Here is an 18132-nt window from a genome sequence, read left to right as displayed (position 1 = left end):
GGCACATACGATCAAAGGTATGGAACGGTTCGAGACCGCAGTTTTTTACTAACGGAGCTGAAACGGAGCTTAGGTTGGGGACAATGAAACCCTCCGCCTTTATACCTTCGGCCTTCAGCCTCAGTAAAGTTCTTTGACATATTGGAAGAAGTTAAAAAAGAAGAGCAAACAACAATAGGCGACTGTTGTGTTTGTGCTCGCTTAAAGGGATCGCAAGAAACCGATAAGTGTGAGACATCATGACAAGAGCAAAAAAAGCATACCATATGGCGCAAAAGGCATATGAGTAGAAGAAAGTAATAAAGAGTACACGGGGGATGCCTTGGCTCTCAGAGGCGATGAAGGACGTGATAAGCTGCGATAAGCTTCGGGTATTTGCAAATAGGAACTGATCCGAAGATTTCCGAATGGGGCAACCCGGCTAGTTGAAGACTAGTCACATATAATGAGCAAACCTGCCGAACTGAAACATCTAAGTAAGCAGAGGAAGAGAAAATAACAATGATTTCCTAAGTAGTGGCGAGCGAAAGGGAAAGAGCCCAAACCTACTTTGTTACGGCAAAGTGGGGGTTGTAGGACTACGATGTGGCATTGGTAAACAGAAGTGGAACGGGATGGGAAGCCCGGCGAGACAAGGTGATAGCCCTGTACACGTATAGAATACCAGTCTAGTAGTATCCTGAGTACCGCGAGGTCGGAGACGCCTTGTGGGAATCTGCCGGCACCATCCGGTAAGGCTAAATACTCCTGAGAGACCGATAGTGAACCAGTACCGTGAGGGAAAGGTGAAAAGAACCCCGAACAGGGGAGTGAAATAGAACCTGAAACCGTGTACTTACAAGCGGTCGGAGCATCCAAGTGGTGTGACGGCGTGCCTTTTGCATAATGAGCCTACGAGTTACTCCTCTCTGGCAAGGTTAAGTGCTTCAGGCACGGATCCGAAGCGAAAGCGAGTCTGAACAGGGCGTATAGTCAGAGGGGGTAGACGCGAAACCTTGTGATCTACCCATGGACAGGTTGAAGGTGCGGTAACACGTACTGGAGGACCGAACCGATAAACGTTGAAAAGTTTCCGGATGATCTGTGGGTAGGGGTGAAAGGCTAATCAAACTGGGAAATAGCTCGTACTCCCCGAAATGTTTTTAGGAACAGCGTGGATATTAAGTTTCATAGAGGTAGAGCTACTGATTGGGTGCGGGGGAGTCAAATCCTACCAAATCCAGACAAACTCCGAATGCTATGAAATATGATCTGCAGTGAGGCGCGGGGTGCTAAGGTCACGCGCCGAGAGGGAAAGAACCCAGACCATCAGCTAAGGTCCCCAAGTGACAGTTAAGTTGAACTAACGAGGTCCGATTGCACAGACAGCTAGGATGTTGGCTTGGAAGCAGCCATTCATTTAAAGAGTGCGTAACAGCTCACTAGTCGAGCGATCGGGCATGGATAATAAACGGGCATTAAACTGTTCACCGAAGCTATGGGATTGAAATATATCGGTAGGGGAGCATTCTATATGCAGCGAAGGTATCTGGTAATGGGTGCTGGAGCGTATAGAAAAGCAAATGTAGGCATAAGTAACGATAAGGCGGGAGAGAAACCCGCCCACCGAAAGGATAAGGTTTCCTGATCAACGCTAATCGGATCAGGGTCAGTCGGGACCTAAGGAGAACCCGAAGGGGAAATTCGATGGACAACTGGTTAATATTCCAGTACTTTTTATAACTGCGATGTGGGGACGGAGTAGTGACACTGCCGCGATCTGACGGAATAGATCGTTAAAGGCCGTAGGTATATCGATGGTAGGCAAATCCGCCAACGATGCTGAAAGCTGATAGTACCGCGAGCCTTCGGGTAAGCGGATAGCGCAGGTAATCAGACTTCCAAGAAAAACCGCTAAGCTTCAGGTTATAAAAACCCGTACCGCAAACCGACACAGGTATCCGGGAAGAGGATTCTAAGGTGCTCGAGTGAATCATGGCTAAGGAACTCGGCAAAATGGCCCTGTAACTTCGGGAGAAGGGGCGCTTGCAGCAATGTAAGCCGCAGTGAAAAGGCCCAGGCGACTGTTTAACAAAAACACATGGCTTTGCAAAATCGAAAGATGAGGTATAAGGCCTGACACCTGCCCGGTGCTGGAAGGTTAAGAGGGGATGTCATCGTAAGAGAAGCATTGAATCGAAGCCCCAGTAAACGGCGGCCGTAACTATAACGGTCCTAAGGTAGCGAAATTCCTTGTCGGGTAAGTTCCGACCTGCACGAATGGTGTAACGATCTGGGCGCTGTCTCAGCCATGAGCTCGGTGAAATTGTGGTCCCGGTGAAGACGCCGGGTACCCGCAACGGGACGGAAAGACCCCATGCACCTTCACTACAATTTAACATTGACATTGGATACAGGATGTGTAGGATAGGTGGGAGGCTTTGAAGCGGCGTCGCTAGGCGTCGTGGAGCCAACGTTGAAATACCACCCTTTCTGTATTCGGTGTCTAATCCCGATCATTCGGGAGACATTGTTTGATGGGTAGTTTGACTGGGGTGGTCGCCTCCAAAAAGGTAACGGAGGCTTTCAAAGGTAAGCTCAGTACGCTTGGTAACCGTACGGGGAGTGCAATAGCATAAGCTTGCTTGACTGTGAGACAGACAAGTCGATCAGGGTCGAAAGACGGATATAGTGATCCGGTGGTTCTGCATGGAAGGGCCATCGCTCAAAGGATAAAAGGTACGCTGGGGATAACAGGCTGATCTCCCCCAAGAGCTCATATCGACGGGGAGGTTTGGCACCTCGATGTCGGCTCGTCACATCCTGGGGCTGGAGAAGGTCCCAAGGGTTCGGCTGTTCGCCGATTAAAGTGGCACGCGAGCTGGGTTCAGAACGTCGCGAGACAGTTCGGTCCCTATCTGTTGTGGGCGTAGGAATTTTGAGTGGGGCTGACCTTAGTACGAGAGGACCGGGTTGGACCAGCCTCTAGTGAATCTGTTGTTCCGCCAGGGGCATTGCAGAGTAGCTACGCTGGGAATAGATAAGCGCTGAAAGCATCTAAGTGCGAAACTAGCCACGAGATGAGAATTCCATATAGGACCGTAGAAGACTACTACGTTGATAGGCTACAGATGTAAAGCTGGTGACAGCACAGTCGAGTAGTACTAATCATCCGAAGCTTTCAAAGCAAACAGACTGTTGTTTGTTCTTCATAATAACTTCTTTCAATACTGTTTAAGGTCTAAGGCGAAAGGCTTAAGGTTCAGGGTTTACCCTCCACCTTTACACCCTGCACCTTCTACCTCAATAAAATATTTAGGTGCCTATATCGGTGGTGTCCACCTCTTCCCATTCCGAACAGAGAAGTTAAGCCCACCAGAGCCGATGGTACTGCGGTAACACGTGGGAGAGTAGGTCGGTGCCAAATCTTAAAAGAAACCCTTCAGCAGAAATGCTGAAGGGTTTTCTTCGTTATATAGAAGACCTTATGTTTAAGGCAGCATGATTTGAAATATTTAATACTGATATAAATTTAGGTTTAAGGCGAAAGGCTTAAGGTTCAGGGTTTCCCCTCCACCTTCACACCCTCCACCTTCTACCTCAATAAAATATTTAGGTGCCTATATCGGTGGTGTCCACCTCTTCCCATTCCGAACAGAGAAGTTAAGCCCACCAGAGCCGATGGTACTGCGGTAACACGTGGGAGAGTAGGTCGGTGCCAAATCTTATAAGAAACCCTTCAGCAGAAATGTTGAAGGGTTTTCTTCGTTTATGGCAAATTCAAAACTGTCAAGATTTTTTTTCAACATTAAAAAGTTAAGAAAAGTTAAGTATAATAAGGATGTGCTTACTTTATTAATGGCCTTAATCCCTTTTAATAATAAATAAGCCAGATAAGTTTCATCATTAATAGACGAAGAAAGTTAAGGTTTGGTTCCCTCTGGTTACATAGATGTCCGTTAAGTATATTCTGCTAACGGTTTACCTCTTTCTTCCTATAACTGCCTGGATCAGTTCGATAGCCCTGATGGAAGTGGGCACGGAGCCAATCCTTTATTGGTGGAGTAAAACGTACAGCAGGACGGGACCACTCCTATTTGCACAGTAATTGCGCTCCAGAAAAATTAAATCAGTTAAAAGCTTTGTTCTTTAAAGCCAGTGTTGGAAAGAAGAATTAAGCGTTCGCGGCTTCTTCTTTAACTGCTAACTGACCACAGGCAGCATCAATATCTTTACCACGGCTACGGCGGATGTTAGTGTTTATGCCCTGACTTTTTAAGTAATTAGAAAAAGCATCAATTTTATCTCCTTCGGCATTTGTAAAATCTGCAAAAGAAATTGGATTGTATTCAATAAGATTTACTTTACAAGGGATATGCTTGCAGAATTTAGCCAAATCCATTGCATCAGCTATCTCATCGTTAAAGTGATTAAAAACAATGTATTCGTAAGTTACTGGATTTTTAGTTTTGGCAAAATAGTATTTAAGCGCATCAGCTAGAGCTTTTAATGAGTTGGCCTCGTTAATTGGCATAATCTCATTACGCTTTTTATCATCAGCAGCATGAAGGGATAGGGCAAGGTTAAATTTCGCACCATCATCGCCCAATTTCTTAATCATTTTGGCAATGCCTGCTGTTGATACAGTAATGCGCTTGTAGCTCATGTTTAAGCCATCTGGAGCAGTGATGCGTTCGATAGATTTCAATACATTAGTGTAATTTAATAACGGTTCGCCCATACCCATATATACAATATTGGTGAGTGGATTGTTATAATTCTGTTTGGCTTGTTTATCGATTAATACCACCTGGTCATAAATCTCGTCGGCATTCAAGTTGCGCTTACGATCCATATAACCGGTTGCACAGAACTTGCAGGTTAAACTACAGCCAACCTGTGAGCTTACACAGGCCGTCATGCGGTCTTCGAGCGGAATTAGCACGCCTTCTACAATGTTTCCGTCGGCAAGCCTGAACGTGTTTTTTATGGTATGGTCGTTACTAAACTGTGAGTTGTTGACCTGAACAGCATTGATTGCAAAAGTTTCATCTAATGCCTTACGTAGGTCTTTAGATAGATTGCTCATTTGCTCGAAACTTGTTGCTGATTTTTCCCAAAGCCATTGGTAAATCTGCTTGGCCCTAAAGGCAGGCTGTTGCATTGCCACAAGGTGTTGTTGCAGTTGAGGAAGATCTAACGCACGAATATCGGTTTTTTTTGCTGTTACCATTTGTTACAAAGGTACTTAAAAAAGGTGTAAGGCAAAAAGGATGACGGTGAATGTCCCAGTAATAAACCGAATTTTACAATTGATTAGCTTTATCTTCCTCTGCTCCTTGTATTTGGCTTGGCGTTTGTCTTCCCTTTTGCGGGCCGTGCATTTCGATTTGCGGAATTACCTTTACCATTGGATGGCTTAGCAGAAGAATGGCTTGAGGGCTTTTTAACACCCGGTTTTTGTGCAGGTTTTGATGGTTTGAGAGTTTTTTTTGCTTGCTCTTGCCTCAGCTCGGGAATTTCTTCCCAGGCATTTGCTTTTTTCCTGGAAGCATTTTTGGGCTTTGATTTGGCTTCTGAAGAAGATTTTTCTACACTTTTAGTAATGCTTTTCATTTCATCTTCCGTAAGCTCCCTAAACTCCCCGGTAGGAATACCCTTTAAGCTGATATTCATGATGCGTGTACGTTCAAGTTTGGTAACCTCATAACCGAAATGTTCGCACATTCTGCGGATCTGCCTGTTTAGGCCTTGAGTTAAAATGATATTAAATACAAATGTACTGATCTGGCGGACTTTACATTTACGGGTATTAACGCCCAGAATTGGAACGCCGTTACTCATTTCGAAAATAAAATCTTCGGTTATCGGTTTGTTTACGGTAACAACATATTCTTTTTCGTGTTTATTCCCTGCCCTTAAAATTTTATTAACGATATCGCCGTTGTTGGTTAAAAAAATCAATCCTGAAGAATCTTTGTCCAACCTGCCGATCGGGAATATCCTTTCGCTATGGTTTACATAATCTACAATGTTATCACGAACGCTGCCTTCGGTAGTACTGGTGATGCCAACAGGCTTATTGAAAGCTAAAAGGATGAAATTACTTTCTTCTTTGGGTTCGATATTGTGACCGTTTACCATCACTTTATCGCCTGCCAAAACCTGATCGCCAACTTTTGCTCTTTTTCCATTGATGAAAACGGTACCCTTTTCTATATAACGATCTGCTTCACGGCGTGAACATAATCCGCTTTCGCTGATAAATTTATTTAAACGGGTTGCAGAGTTGTTGTTCATGCTGCAATTTTACGGAAATAAATTGTGTTATCCATTTTTCATGCTGGCAACAAATAAATCAACAGTGGTTTTTAGTTCGCCTAAGGTATCCTCATCAGTAATTAAGCCATCATTGTTGATCTTTGCTTTTGCATAAGGGATGTGCTGGGCAGTAACCTTTGCTTCGATGACTGTTAAAATATCGATAATGGAGTGGTAAGCTTTTTCGCCCTGCGTTGAGGCAATAAGTGCTAATGTTGGTTTTCCGGCAAAAGAAGCTGAACTTACCGTCCAATCAATTAAGTTTTTTAACGAACCTGGTAAGCCCATGGCGTATTCAGGTGTGGAGATGATAATGCCGTCTGCCTGTTGAATGGTTAACCTCAAGTCTTCAACTGCAGCCGGTGGGTTATTTAGATCTAAATCCGGATTGAAGTGCGGGATATTGGCAATAGATGGAAAGCAGGTAACTTCAAAAGTTTTACCCAAAAGTTTGGTAACCGCTGAAATGTAAAGGCTGTTTGTTGAAACTGCTTTTGTACTGCCACAAATTGCCATTAGTTTTGTCATCTGCTAAAGTAGCTAAATGAAGATTAATAAAAAAAAGAGTCAGGTAAATTCAATCGCAATTCAAAAAACAGGCCATTAAATTTGGCAGGTTTCAATGGCCTGTTCCGAGATGTTATTAATTAAAAATTGTGGTCATCGGCACTTGGTCCGTAGCTCCCTGGGATCGGGATTTCCAGCAATCTTAAATAAACCCCCAATTGAGCACGGTGATGGGTGGTTTGGCTCAGTGAATGACGGATGGTTTCGTATTTTGAATAATCTGCCAACACCTGTTTGCCCATTCTGAGTACCCAGCGACCGTTTAGTTGGTCTTCTGTTGCATTTTCGAGTGCTTTTCTTCCTATTTCATAATTTTTTTCCAGAATTTTAACCAAATCATCTGCATTATAAGCCTCTTGCTCAACATATGGTGCAGTTTCAAAATCCAGTCCATCTGTTGTTAAAGCCAACGAAACCCAGCTTGGCAGGTCGGCAATGTGAACAGCCAATGATTTCATTTTCATGCTTTTTTCATGCGGTGCCCAATCAAACTTTTCCGTAGGTACAATTGCCAGGAATTTTTTGGTGGTGTTAAATTCTGCCGCTAATTCTTTCGATAATAGTTTAATAATGTCCATATTTTTCTCTTTTGTTTTTTCTGCTGTGTTTAAATCCATCAGTAATAAATCGACTATACCCATGATTTTGATGTTTGTTTACACAAAGAAAATACAGCGCACTGACAGCCCTATGGCAGTGCAAAAAAAATATTTTTTTAATAATTTACCGGTAGCAAATGCATGTATTCGCTTAGCTGCATATGCGTTGTTTTTTTGAACGGGATACCTGAGTCTTTAAGGCAGATGATCCGGGTGAGGTTAAAATCGCGGTACTGGTTACGGTAATGGCACCAGGCTATTAAGTGCCAGCTGAAAGCATAAAAGATCAGTCCGATTGGTTCAACTTCTCTTTTACTTACCTCTTCTTTGTTGTTTTTATATTCGAGCTGGATGAGGTGTTTTTCAGAAATTGCCTGCTGGATCAATGAAAGATATTCGAAGTTGAAAGTTAACCTTTCAGGAATTTGTAAGCGAATGTGCTGGTTTAAGGTTTCCAGCTTCTCTTTCTGGCCTGTTTTTAATACTGCCTTTACTTTTGTTAAAGCAGCCGAGTAATGATTACGGATAGAATTATCGGCAAAACCATTTACCAGGCTTTCTACCAAAAGCAAGGCATTTGCTTCATCCATGTTAAACGAAACGGGTGGCAAGAAATAACCCTGAACCAGGTAATATCCCTTATGTTGTTCAAAGCTTACCGGTATTCCCTGCTCTGCCAAGGCTTTAATGTCGCGGTAAACCGTTCGAATGCTCATATCAAACCTTTCGGCAATTTTTTCCGCTGAAATGTACTTTCTGGATTGAAGTAAAGTTAAAATTCCAAATAGGCGGTCGATCCGGTTCATGATTGCTTGGTATTGGCGATTATAAAATTAGAAAGTTTTTAGTGATTTTCCTTATGGTACGTTATTTGTAAACGATAATGGATACCAATTCCAAACGTTAAACCGTTCTAATAGTGGTTTAAGCATCATAATCTGAATTAAATGGCGGCTGTTATTCAAAAGCGGTTTTTCCGGGCAATAAAAAGTAAAGTAATTATAGGTTTCCTGTTTGCCTGTTTTGCGCTGCTTTTGGCCTGGGGCATCAGCAAGTTCGCCTTTACCCGGATGTTGGATACTGTTGAAGAAATTTCTGCCCCGAACGACCGCCTGAGAATTGTAAATGACCTTTCGCACAAAATTGCACGTTTGGATCAACTTCAGCGTGACGAAGCTTTCAACAAACAGGGTACTTATAGTTTTTTAAAAGAATCGCGTAAGCTGAGATCGACATTGGATACTTTGCGTAAATTATACCGGGGTGATTCTGCTCAGCTGGCAAGGATAAAATCGATTAAAAATTTACTTTCTGACCGCGACAAACAATTTGTAAATTACTTAAAGGTGAGGGAAAAGCTGGTGAATACCAAATCCTTCTCTGATGAAGTTAAAAAATTGAACGAACTGGTTGCAACACGCTCCAGGCAAACCGATAGTGCGGTATTAACTACCGAGACCACCACCTCTACCACAACTGTTGCACCCGAAGAGGAACAAAAATCAAGAGGTTTTTTGAGTAAATTGTTCGGTAAAAAGAAATCTGATGTCTATAAAATTATCAACGAAGAATTTAAAGTTAAGCGTGATACTTTAAATGCAAAGGCCGAAGATAGTATTATGAAAAGCATGACGGGTTCGTTAAAAAATATCGAACTGGAGCAGCGGCAGAAAAGTCAGAAATTTTTGAAACGCGAAGCCGATCTTTCTAATGCCAGTAATGCGCTAACGGCACAGATGCTGCAGATTTTAAGAGAAGTGGAAGGCGAAGCCGTAGCGCAGGTGGATTTAAATGGGATACAAGCCAAAGAGGTAGTAAATGATGGTATTACGCAGATTACCACCATTATTATTATATTTTTTCTGCTAACGGTAATCCTTCTTTACCTAATCTTAGCCGATATTACCAAGAGCAACCGGTACCGCAAGGCTTTGGAACTGGCCAAAGATGAAGCCGAATACCACGGTAAAGCGAAGCAGCGCTTCCTTTCCAATATGAGCCACGAAATTAGAACGCCCTTGCAGTCTATTTTAGGTTATGCCGAGCTGATTACCCAACAGAATATCCCAAATAAAAAGGATGTGGATGCCATTTATCAATCGGCTATTCATTTGCTGCAGATTGTTAATGAGGTATTGGATTACAATCGCATTATTTCGGGGGAGTTCAGTTTTAACAATCAGGTATTTAACATAAGAAATGCTTTGGAAGAGGTGGTATCGGTGATGCGGCCACTGGCAGAGCAAAAATCGCTTCAATTGAATGTTGCACTAGATCTGGCTGACCTGGAGTTTGTAAAAGGTGATGTTTTTAGATTGAAACAGATTTTATTCAATTTATTGGGTAACGCGGTTAAGTTTACCTTAAAGGGCGAGATTAAATTACTGGCTTCTTACAAAAAGCAGGGTGAGGATTTGCACTTTCATTTTACAGTAAAAGACACCGGGATCGGTTTTGATGAAAAAGATATTCCTAAAATATTTAATGAATTTGAGCAGATTGAATCTCCGGAGAAATATATTATCAATCAGGCTGGTACAGGCCTGGGGCTTCCGATCGTGAAATCGCTCATTGAAACTCAAGGGGGAAGAATTTATGTTAAAAGCAAAGCGGGTGTTGGTACAACATTTAATATTTACATCAAATATGAAAACACAACAGAGCGTGTTAATGATGCCCTTGACCTGGAGCACTATGCCATTGTAAACCCTGGTACGGTATGGGTGATTGATGATGACAAGCTGATACTGGATTTATGCGGAATGATTTTCCTGAAAAATAAAATCCCGTACAAAAGCTTTACGCAGGTGGCCGATATTTTACATACTGAACCTGAAGCTGATTTGAAATATGTGCTGGTTGATATGCGCATGCCTGAAATGACCGGTATTGAACTTTGCCACCTATTAAAAAAGAAATTGCCTGCGCAGGTTAAGTTTTATGCCATAACCGCACAAGTATTGCCAGAAGAGCGTGAAATGGTATTAAGTGAGGGCTTTGATGGGTTGATTATGAAGCCTTTCAAGGCGGTTGATATCCTTTCGATATTTGATAAAACGGAGATACTGACCACTCCACCGGAATTTGATTTTTCTTCTATCGAGAAAATGACATTTGGTGATCAGCAGCTATTGGAAAAAATCCTTAACCGTTTTAAACAGGATTCTATCGATGATGCTGCCGAATTGAAAAAATACCTGGATGAAAACAATCAGGATAAAAGCAGGTTGCTCGTTCACCGCTTAGCAGGCCGTACCGCACAAATGGGATCCAAAACACTGGCAAATGATTTGCGTACCTTAGAGATTGAAATTGCAGAAAACGGCTTAACTGAACATACCAAAGCAGAGGTTTTGGCGCAGATTAGAAAATTGGATAATTTAATCGCTTTTATAGCAGAAATGGATTATTCAAGTACCGTTTAAGGGAAGCATTTAATCAATTCCATAACGTTCCATTTTAGCATATAATGTTTTACGGTCGATGTTTAAAATTTTGGCTGCTTTTGATTTGTTGTGCCTAACCTTAATCAATGTTTCAGTAATCAGTGCCTTTTCATTTTGTTCGTTTACTGCCTTTAAATCGGATGAATTACCGGGAGCGGATTGGTGTTGCACTGAAATCATCATTTCATCAGGTAAGGCCTCAACCTGGGCAACATCACCAGGACTTAACAAAACCATGCGTTTGATTACATTGCTCAGCTCACGTAAATTGCCAGGCCAATCGTAATTGAGCAAAAGGGCCTTTGCTTCGGCTGATACACTTTTTACATTGCGTTCTAAATCGCGGTTTGATAACTGGATAAAATGATTGATAAAAAGTTCTAAATCGCCTCCTCTGTTTCGTAAAGGTGGAAGTTGTATTTTAAATTCGTTCAACCGGTGGTACAAATCTTCTCTAAATTCACCTTGTTGCATGCTATTGGCCAAATCATCGTTGGTAGCCGTAATGATGCGCACATTTACCGGAATCTGTTTGGTACTGCCCAAAGGCTGGATCACTCTTTCCTGTAAGGCCCTGAGCAGCTTAATCTGCACTTCATAACTTAGGTTACCTACTTCATCTAAAAATAGCGTTCCTCCATTGGCTGCTTCAAACTGGCCTTTTTTATCGTTCAGTGCACCCGTAAAAGCACCTTTTATGTGCCCGAAAAGTTCACTGGCTGCCAAATCTTTTGATAACGCACCACAGTCAATGGCAACAAAGGGTTTATCGGCACGCTTGCTTTGCTGGTGGAGCGTTCTGGCGGCAAATTCCTTACCTGTTCCACTCTCGCCCTGTATAATTACCGACATATCGGTAGGTGCCACCAGGTTGATGTGTTCATATAATTTATCTGCAATCGCGCTTTTTCCTTTAATAAAATCGCTGTTGGTTTCTTTTACTTCAACACTTTTTGAATCCTTTTTAGCAAGAGAATTATTAATCACCATCAGTAACTCATCAGGGTTAACCGGTTTGGTGATGTAATCGAAAGCGCCGAGCTGGATGGATTTTACCGCGGTACGAACATCATTAAAGCTGGTCATGATGATAACCGGGATAGATAGGCCTAAATCGCGGATATGCGTAAGCACTTCAAACCCTGTACCGTCTGGCAGGCGATAATCAATTAAAAGTAAGTCGAACTCATTAGCCTCAACTTGTTTGAATGATTGCTTAACATGGGTTACAAGGGTTACCTCATGACCGTTTTTAGTTAAAAAACCTTCAAGTAATTGAGCAAAGGTTGTATCGTCTTCTAAAATCAGGATTCTCGCCATTTAACAAAAATAAGAAAAGCCGGACATAATCCGGCTTTCTTTTGTAATAGGTAGATGTAATATTTGGGTTTTTATTGTACTGGTTTACCTTCTTTGTCAATTTTAACTGAACCAGTTTCTGCTTCTTTTTTAACATTGATTAAAAAGTATTCCTTTGTTCCTTCTTTAACAGACCAAGCTTCTGTAGCTGTCCATCCTTTATAAGCATCAGATTTTAATGCTGTTGTTACCGGAGCAGGAAGTTCTTCCAATTTTACCGGAGTTTTTACTGCGCTATCTTGAACTGCAACAATTGCAGCGTTTTTAATTGTATTTACTTCACTTGCCTGTACTGCTGAGAATCCTGCAAAAGCTAAGAACGCAGCTGATAAAATTAATTTTTTCATGGTCTTTATGTTTTTAGTTATGCGCAGCCCGTGGGCCGCGCTTATGTTGATTATGCCTTAATGGCGTATTATTTACGATTATTGAACAGGTTTACCGTCTTTATCAATTTTAACTGAACCAGTTTCTGCTTCTTTTTTAACATTGATTAAATAGTACTCTTTTGTTCCTTCTTTAACAGACCAAGCTTCAGTAGCGGTCCAACCTTTATATGCATCAGATTTTAATGCTGTGGTTACTGGCTCAGGTAATTCTTCCAATTTAACCGGAGTTTTTACTGCACTATCTTGAACTGCAACAATTGCAGCATTTTTAATTGTATTTACTTCACTTGCCTGTACTGCTGTGAATCCTGCGAAAGCTAATGTAGCGGCTAAAACGAATTTTTTCATGATATTATAATTTAAGTGTTGTGTAACTTACGTTACGGTAATATGCTTGTTAATTATAGAGCGTTAATCAGATTATTAATATTATTGAACTGGCTTACCGTCTTTGTCAATTTTAACTGAACCAGTTTCTGCCTCTTTTTTTACGTTGATTAAATAATACTCTTTTGTACCTTCTTTAACAGACCAGGCTTCGGTAGCGGTCCATGCTTTGTATGCATCAGATTTTAATGCTGTTGTTACCGGAGCAGGAAGTTCTTCCAATTTAACTGGTGTTTTTACTGCGCTATCTTGAACTGCAACAATTGCAGTGGTTTTAAAATCTTTTACTTCACTTGCTTGTACTGCTGAGAATCCTGCAAATGCTAATACTGTAGCTGCTAAAACGAATTTTTTCATGGTATATATTTTAAAAAATTAATTTGTGTAACAATACTTCCTAATGATTCATAATGGTGCCAAATGCCAGTTTTTATTTAAATTGCTCATTATCAATGTTTTTGTGTTGTGCCAGGATTTTTTTATTGTGGAGTTTCTCCACACTTTGTGGTGAATGACAACAGAAATTGCAGTTGTTTTTTTAATGATCCGGTTGTTAATCCATAGCGTGTGGCCGAAATAGCTAAATTCAGAATAGAAACTGCTGTTAAAAAAAAGATATTTCAGTTTTTGAAAAAAGAAGATTTTTTTCTATCATTGCAGCCGATAAAAAGCCTCCTTAGCTCAGCTGGTAGAGCAACTGACTTGTAATCAGTAGGTCATTGGTTCGATTCCGATAGGAGGCTCTTTTTTTTATTTCCAAGTTCTGGTTTCCGCCAGAAAATTCTTTCAAAAATCATTTCCCGATCAAAATAATGCTGGCCTGGGAAGAATATTTTTATTTGCTCTCTTTATTGCGCTATTTTGCAGCATGCTAAAATATTTTTCAGCCGATTGGGTTTTTCCTGTTTCTGCCCCACCGATCAAAAATGGTGTAGTAGCCGTAAATTCGGATGGTACTATTGAAGAAATACTGACTAAGGAAGAGGCAGCCAAACTTGATTTAAAGGTAATAAATTATAAGGGTGCTATAGTTCCGGGTTTTATCAATACCCATTGCCATTTGGAACTTTCGCACCTGTTAGGGCAAATTCCTGAGCAAACGGGACTGGTTGAATTTGTGCAGAACATTATCAAAAACAGGCAGAGCGAAGAAGAAAAGATTAATGCAGCCATGCGGGATGCCGATCAAACCATGGCCGACAATGGGATTGTTGCCGTAGGCGATATTTCCAACCAGCTAGTTTCAAAGGGAATAAAAGAAAACAGCAAAATACATTACCACACTTTTGTGGAGGCAATGGGTTTTAACCCCGAACGTGCCGAGGCAATCATGGCGTATTCCACAGGGATTAAAAAAGGCTTTGCACCTTTACCGGCATCAATTGTTCCTCATGCTCCATATTCGGTGTCTCCCGAACTTTTTGAATTGATAAGGCAGGATGCTGAAGATCACAATAGTTTTATAAGTGTGCATAACCAGGAAACTGAAAATGAGAATGCTTTTTTTGAGGATAAAACCGGGGGATTTTTAGATCTTTATCAGTTTTTAGGACTGGATATTTCTTTCTTTCTACCAACACAAAAAACATCTTTACAAAGCTGGCTACCTTATTTAAAGGGACAGAAAACTTTACTGGTGCATAATACGGTAACCAGTAAAGCAGATATTCAATTTGCAAAAGCTAACAATGGCAAGCTGTACTGGTGCCTTTGTCCGCAGGCCAATTTATATATAGAAAATGAGCTGCCGGATGTTGACCTTTTAATAGAAGAAAATGTAAAAATTACCTTAGGAACTGATAGCCTGGCGAGTAATCATCAACTTAATATCCTTTCAGAGATGATTACCTTGCAGAAACACAAAAAAGTAGATTTTGAGCAGCTTTTGAGTTGGGCAACGTTAAATGGCGCCGAATTTTTGGAGCTTGATCACCAAATTGGAACAATAGCGGTTGGTAAAAGGCCAGGATTGAATTTAATCCAGCTATCCGCTGATTTTACGATTGAAAGCGATCAGGTTCAACTGCTGATTTAATAGTAAATATTTCTACATATCATCTTTTGTAATCGACTTAAAAGGTGTCATTTTTAAGGTATGATAGAGTTTGTTTAAAAACTTTAATGTATAAGACTTTTTATAAAGTAAATATTCTCGATGAATCCAATCTGTAAACTTTTCAATATTAAATATCCAATTATTCAGGCCGGCATGGTTTGGTGCAGCGGCTGGAAATTAGCCTCCGCAGTATCTAATGCCGGTGGCCTTGGCATTATTGGTGCAGGCTCCATGTATCCAGATGTTTTAAGGACGCATATCCAAAAGTGCAAACTGGCTACTGATAAACCATTTGGGGTAAATATTCCACTCTTATATCCAAATATCCAGGAAATTATCAATGTAGTGATCGAGGAAGATGTGAAAATTGTGTTTTCTTCTGCCGGAAATCCTGCAACATGGACCAGTATTTTAAAAGCGGAAGGAATAACAGTTGTGCATGTTATTGCGAACACCAAATTTGCTTTAAAGGCACAAGAGGCCGGTGTAGATGCGATTGTTGCCGAAGGTTTCGAAGCAGGTGGGCACAATGGAAGAGAAGAAACCACTACTTTGTGTTTAATCCCAATAATAAAAGAGGCTGTAAAAATTCCGGTCATCGCAGCTGGTGGCATCGGGAGTGGAAAAGCGATGTTGGCTGCCTTTGCTTTAGGCGCTGATGCGGTACAGATCGGTTCGGCCTTTGCTGTGGCTGAGGAGTCTTCGGCACACCGATCATTTAAAAATAAAATTATTTCAGCCACTGAAGGTGACACCAGACTGGCCATGAAAAAATTGGTTCCGGTGAGGTTGTTAAAAAACGAATTTGCTGATGCAATTTCAATAGCTGAGAGCGAGGGTGCCGACCGTAACCATTTAATGGAACTTTTGGGCAAGGCTAGGGCAAAATTGGGCATGTTTGAAGGGGATATGGAAAACGGCGAACTCGAAATCGGCCAGGTATCGGCAATGCTCAACGCAATCAGGCCTGCAAAAGAGATTCTTGATGAAATATGGTCGGCTTTTAAAGCTGAATGTGCAAGACTAAAAAATTTGCCGAATGAATTGGATTTTTAAACATTCCTAAACACAATTGCTTTGCTAACTTTGCAACAATAAATTTAAACATGAGCGAAAGAAATGTAGCGTCGCCTTCGGGGGATTTAGAGGTGAAACACCTTAATATAATTGTAACAGGAAAAGTGCAGGGCGTTGGCTTTAGGGAAACCACTAAAATTATTGCCAATCAAATGATGGTAACCGGTTTTGTACGTAATGAAAAGGACGGTTCAGTTTTCATTGAGGCCGAGGGTGAAGCTATTTTCCTGGAAGAATTTGTAAACTGGTGCAAGGAAGGGCCAGATCGTTCGCGGGTAGAAAATGTTGCCGTAAGCGATGGCGAAGTAAAAAACTACCGTAATTTCGAAATTTTAAGAAAATAAATTGCTGAACTGTTGGATGGTTGTATTGTTCGGTTAAGGAGCTTATTTCAACGCGCAGTATTCAAATCTCAATCATAAATGTCTGTATATAAAAAGTTTCTTGGACAAACCATGATATATGGTATCAGTACCATTTTTTCGCGGTTGTTCAATTTTATTTTAACTCCTGTGTACACAGGTGTATTTGCGCCTGGTGTTTATGGTGTTTTCACTACAATGTTCAGCTATGTATCCATCATCAATCCTATTTTGGCTTTTGGTATGGAAACTACTTTCTTCAGGTACTTGAATAAGCATGAGGATAGGAAACAGGAGGTGTATAACAACAGCTTTTTGGTAATTGCTTTTATTTCGACACTGTTTTTAATAACCGCATTAATTTTTTCTGATTATCTGGCAAGGTATACCCTTGATGGAAACATAGCAGGGTTGGCCGCTCAGAAATCTTATGTGCATTATTTTGTCTGGATCTTGTTTGTGGATGCAATCAGTGTAATTCCTTTTGCCAAGTTAAGGGCTGATGGGAAACCATTTAAATACAGCGTGATCAAGTTTTTAAATATCGGAACTTTTGTGGGCCTCAATTTAATGTTCATCTACGTTATACCATTTTTCATTAAGCATGATATCCTTTCTGGATGGCTTTCTTCCTGGTATAACGGGCGTTGGGTGGGTTATGTGTTTATAGCCAATTTAATTGCGAGCATAGTTACTTTACTGATGCTTATCCCGCAGTTTCTGGAAATCCGGTTAAAGTTTAATAAAAGCCTGTTCCGTAATATGCTGGGTTATAGCTGGCCGGTTCTGGTTGCCAATCTTTCTTTCATTATCAATGAAAACCTGGATAAGATTTTATTGAGTAAATACCTGCCAGAAAGTATTTCCAGTCATGATGTGGGTATATATGGTGCAGTTTGTAAGCTGGCTATCTTCATCAGTATTTTTAACACAGCATTTAGGTTGGGCGCAGAGCCATTTTTCTTTAGTCATGCCAAAAATGCAAATGCAAAACAAACTTATGCAACAATTCTGTACTACTTCGTGCTTGCCTTATCAATCCTTTTTGTTGGCCTGACAGCCAATATTGAAATTATCAAGCATTTTATCAATTCGAGGTATTGGGTAGGGCTCAACGCGGTTCCATTCCTGTTGTTCGGCTATGTTTGTCTGGGTATTTACATGAATCTATCGGTATGGTACCGTTTATCCGATCAAACCAAATACGGTTTATATATTTCATTGGTTGGTGCAGTTTTTACCATTATTATGAATATAATCCTAATCCCTAAATTTAGCTACATGGGCTCTGCCTGGGTATCAATGTTTGCCTATTTCATCATCATGGTAATTTCTTATCTGCTTGGGCAAAAGCATTATCCCATTCCCTATAAACTTAAGGCAATGAGTATATATATACTGGTTTCTATTTTAATGGTATACCTTTCATTCTGGGTTTTCAAACGTAATATTTACATTGGCAACGGCATTTTAGTATTATTTTTAGCAGGTGTTTACTACTTTGAAAAAAATACGGTAATGAAAATGTTAAAAAGAGATAGTTAGAGACTTTTGTATTAGGTTCATAGTTAATGGTCAATGGCCATCAAA

At 40.8% G+C, this 18132-nt stretch carries 14 protein-coding genes, 1 tRNA gene and 3 rRNA genes; 9 read left to right on the top strand and 9 right to left on the bottom strand.

Annotation, left to right across the window (positions count from 1 at the left end):
• Positions 1 to 290 precede the first annotated feature (290 nt).
• The 3 genes from ACZZZW_RS00180 (at position 291) to rrf (ACZZZW_RS00170) (ending at position 3703) form a co-directional block, all read left to right on the top strand.
• Positions 291 to 3166 (top strand): 23S ribosomal RNA (locus ACZZZW_RS00180).
• A gap of 128 nt (positions 3167 to 3294) precedes the next feature.
• Positions 3295 to 3406 (top strand): 5S ribosomal RNA (gene rrf, locus ACZZZW_RS00175).
• 185 nt (positions 3407 to 3591) lie between these two features.
• Positions 3592 to 3703: ribosomal RNA gene (gene rrf / locus ACZZZW_RS00170) — 5S ribosomal RNA — on the top strand.
• A gap of 450 nt (positions 3704 to 4153) precedes the next feature.
• Here the strand turns inward: rrf (ACZZZW_RS00170) and rlmN are convergent.
• The 5 genes from rlmN to ACZZZW_RS00145 all read right to left on the bottom strand — a co-directional run bounded on the left by rlmN (position 4154) and on the right by ACZZZW_RS00145 (position 8272).
• Positions 4154 to 5212 (bottom strand): dual-specificity RNA methyltransferase RlmN, encoded by a 1059-nt coding sequence (gene rlmN / locus ACZZZW_RS00165; protein WP_055910636.1) that lies wholly within the window; start codon positions 5210 to 5212, stop codon positions 4154 to 4156.
• A gap of 89 nt (positions 5213 to 5301) precedes the next feature.
• The gene (gene rluF / locus ACZZZW_RS00160) at positions 5302 to 6279 is read right to left on the bottom strand and encodes a 23S rRNA pseudouridine(2604) synthase RluF (protein ID WP_463491969.1); all 978 of its coding nucleotides are present in this window, start codon (positions 6277 to 6279) and stop codon (positions 5302 to 5304) included.
• Positions 6280 to 6306: 27 nt separating this feature from the next.
• On the bottom strand, positions 6307 to 6828 hold the full coding sequence (locus tag ACZZZW_RS00155; RefSeq protein WP_055910630.1) for an NADPH-dependent FMN reductase: 522 nt from the start codon (positions 6826 to 6828) through the stop codon (positions 6307 to 6309).
• Between the two features lie 119 nt (positions 6829 to 6947).
• On the bottom strand, positions 6948 to 7508 hold the full coding sequence (locus tag ACZZZW_RS00150; RefSeq protein ID WP_463491968.1) for a DinB family protein: 561 nt from the start codon (positions 7506 to 7508) through the stop codon (positions 6948 to 6950).
• 74 nt (positions 7509 to 7582) lie between these two features.
• On the bottom strand, positions 7583 to 8272 hold the full coding sequence (locus tag ACZZZW_RS00145) for a helix-turn-helix transcriptional regulator (protein WP_055910627.1): 690 nt from the start codon (positions 8270 to 8272) through the stop codon (positions 7583 to 7585).
• A gap of 141 nt (positions 8273 to 8413) precedes the next feature.
• Between ACZZZW_RS00145 and ACZZZW_RS00140 the strand changes: the two genes are divergently transcribed.
• Complete coding sequence (locus ACZZZW_RS00140; RefSeq protein ID WP_055910624.1) at positions 8414 to 10891, top strand: hybrid sensor histidine kinase/response regulator; 2478 nt, start codon at positions 8414 to 8416, stop codon at positions 10889 to 10891.
• 9 nt (positions 10892 to 10900) lie between these two features.
• Here the strand turns inward: ACZZZW_RS00140 and ACZZZW_RS00135 are convergent, their stop codons facing one another.
• The 4 genes from ACZZZW_RS00135 to ACZZZW_RS00120 all read right to left on the bottom strand — a co-directional run bounded on the left by ACZZZW_RS00135 (position 10901) and on the right by ACZZZW_RS00120 (position 13404).
• Positions 10901 to 12232 carry a sigma-54-dependent transcriptional regulator gene (locus tag ACZZZW_RS00135; protein ID WP_463491967.1) on the bottom strand — a complete coding sequence of 444 codons (1332 nt, stop codon included), beginning with the start codon at positions 12230 to 12232 and terminating at the stop codon, positions 10901 to 10903.
• Between the two features lie 71 nt (positions 12233 to 12303).
• A complete protein-coding gene (locus ACZZZW_RS00130) occupies positions 12304 to 12618 on the bottom strand; it encodes a hypothetical protein (protein ID WP_055910618.1) in 315 nt (104 codons plus the stop codon).
• Positions 12619 to 12696: 78 nt separating this feature from the next.
• On the bottom strand, positions 12697 to 13008 hold the full coding sequence (locus ACZZZW_RS00125; RefSeq protein ID WP_055910615.1) for a hypothetical protein: 312 nt from the start codon (positions 13006 to 13008) through the stop codon (positions 12697 to 12699).
• Between the two features lie 81 nt (positions 13009 to 13089).
• Entirely contained in the window at positions 13090 to 13404 is a 315-nt protein-coding gene (locus ACZZZW_RS00120; protein WP_463491966.1) for a hypothetical protein, read from the bottom strand.
• Between the two features lie 313 nt (positions 13405 to 13717).
• On the opposite strand from ACZZZW_RS00120, the gene ACZZZW_RS00115 reads away from it, so the two are divergent.
• From ACZZZW_RS00115 to ACZZZW_RS00095, 5 genes are all read left to right on the top strand, one after another.
• Positions 13718 to 13790 (top strand) — tRNA-Thr (locus tag ACZZZW_RS00115).
• A gap of 125 nt (positions 13791 to 13915) precedes the next feature.
• Entirely contained in the window at positions 13916 to 15082 is a 1167-nt protein-coding gene (locus tag ACZZZW_RS00110; protein WP_463491965.1) for an amidohydrolase family protein, read from the top strand.
• A 120-nt stretch (positions 15083 to 15202) separates the two neighbouring features.
• Positions 15203 to 16159: an NAD(P)H-dependent flavin oxidoreductase gene (locus ACZZZW_RS00105; protein ID WP_463491964.1), complete on the top strand. Its 957-nt coding sequence runs from the start codon at positions 15203 to 15205 to the stop codon at positions 16157 to 16159.
• Positions 16160 to 16209: 50 nt separating this feature from the next.
• The gene (locus ACZZZW_RS00100; protein WP_463491963.1) at positions 16210 to 16524 is read left to right on the top strand and encodes an acylphosphatase; all 315 of its coding nucleotides are present in this window, start codon (positions 16210 to 16212) and stop codon (positions 16522 to 16524) included.
• Positions 16525 to 16602: 78 nt separating this feature from the next.
• The gene (locus ACZZZW_RS00095; RefSeq protein ID WP_463491962.1) at positions 16603 to 18087 is read left to right on the top strand and encodes a lipopolysaccharide biosynthesis protein; all 1485 of its coding nucleotides are present in this window, start codon (positions 16603 to 16605) and stop codon (positions 18085 to 18087) included.
• Positions 18088 to 18132: the final 45 nt, after the last annotated feature.

The organism is Pedobacter sp. AC379, from assembly GCF_979258145.1.
Note: the sequence above shows the minus strand (reverse complement) of the source record. Positions and strands in the feature narration are given on the sequence as shown.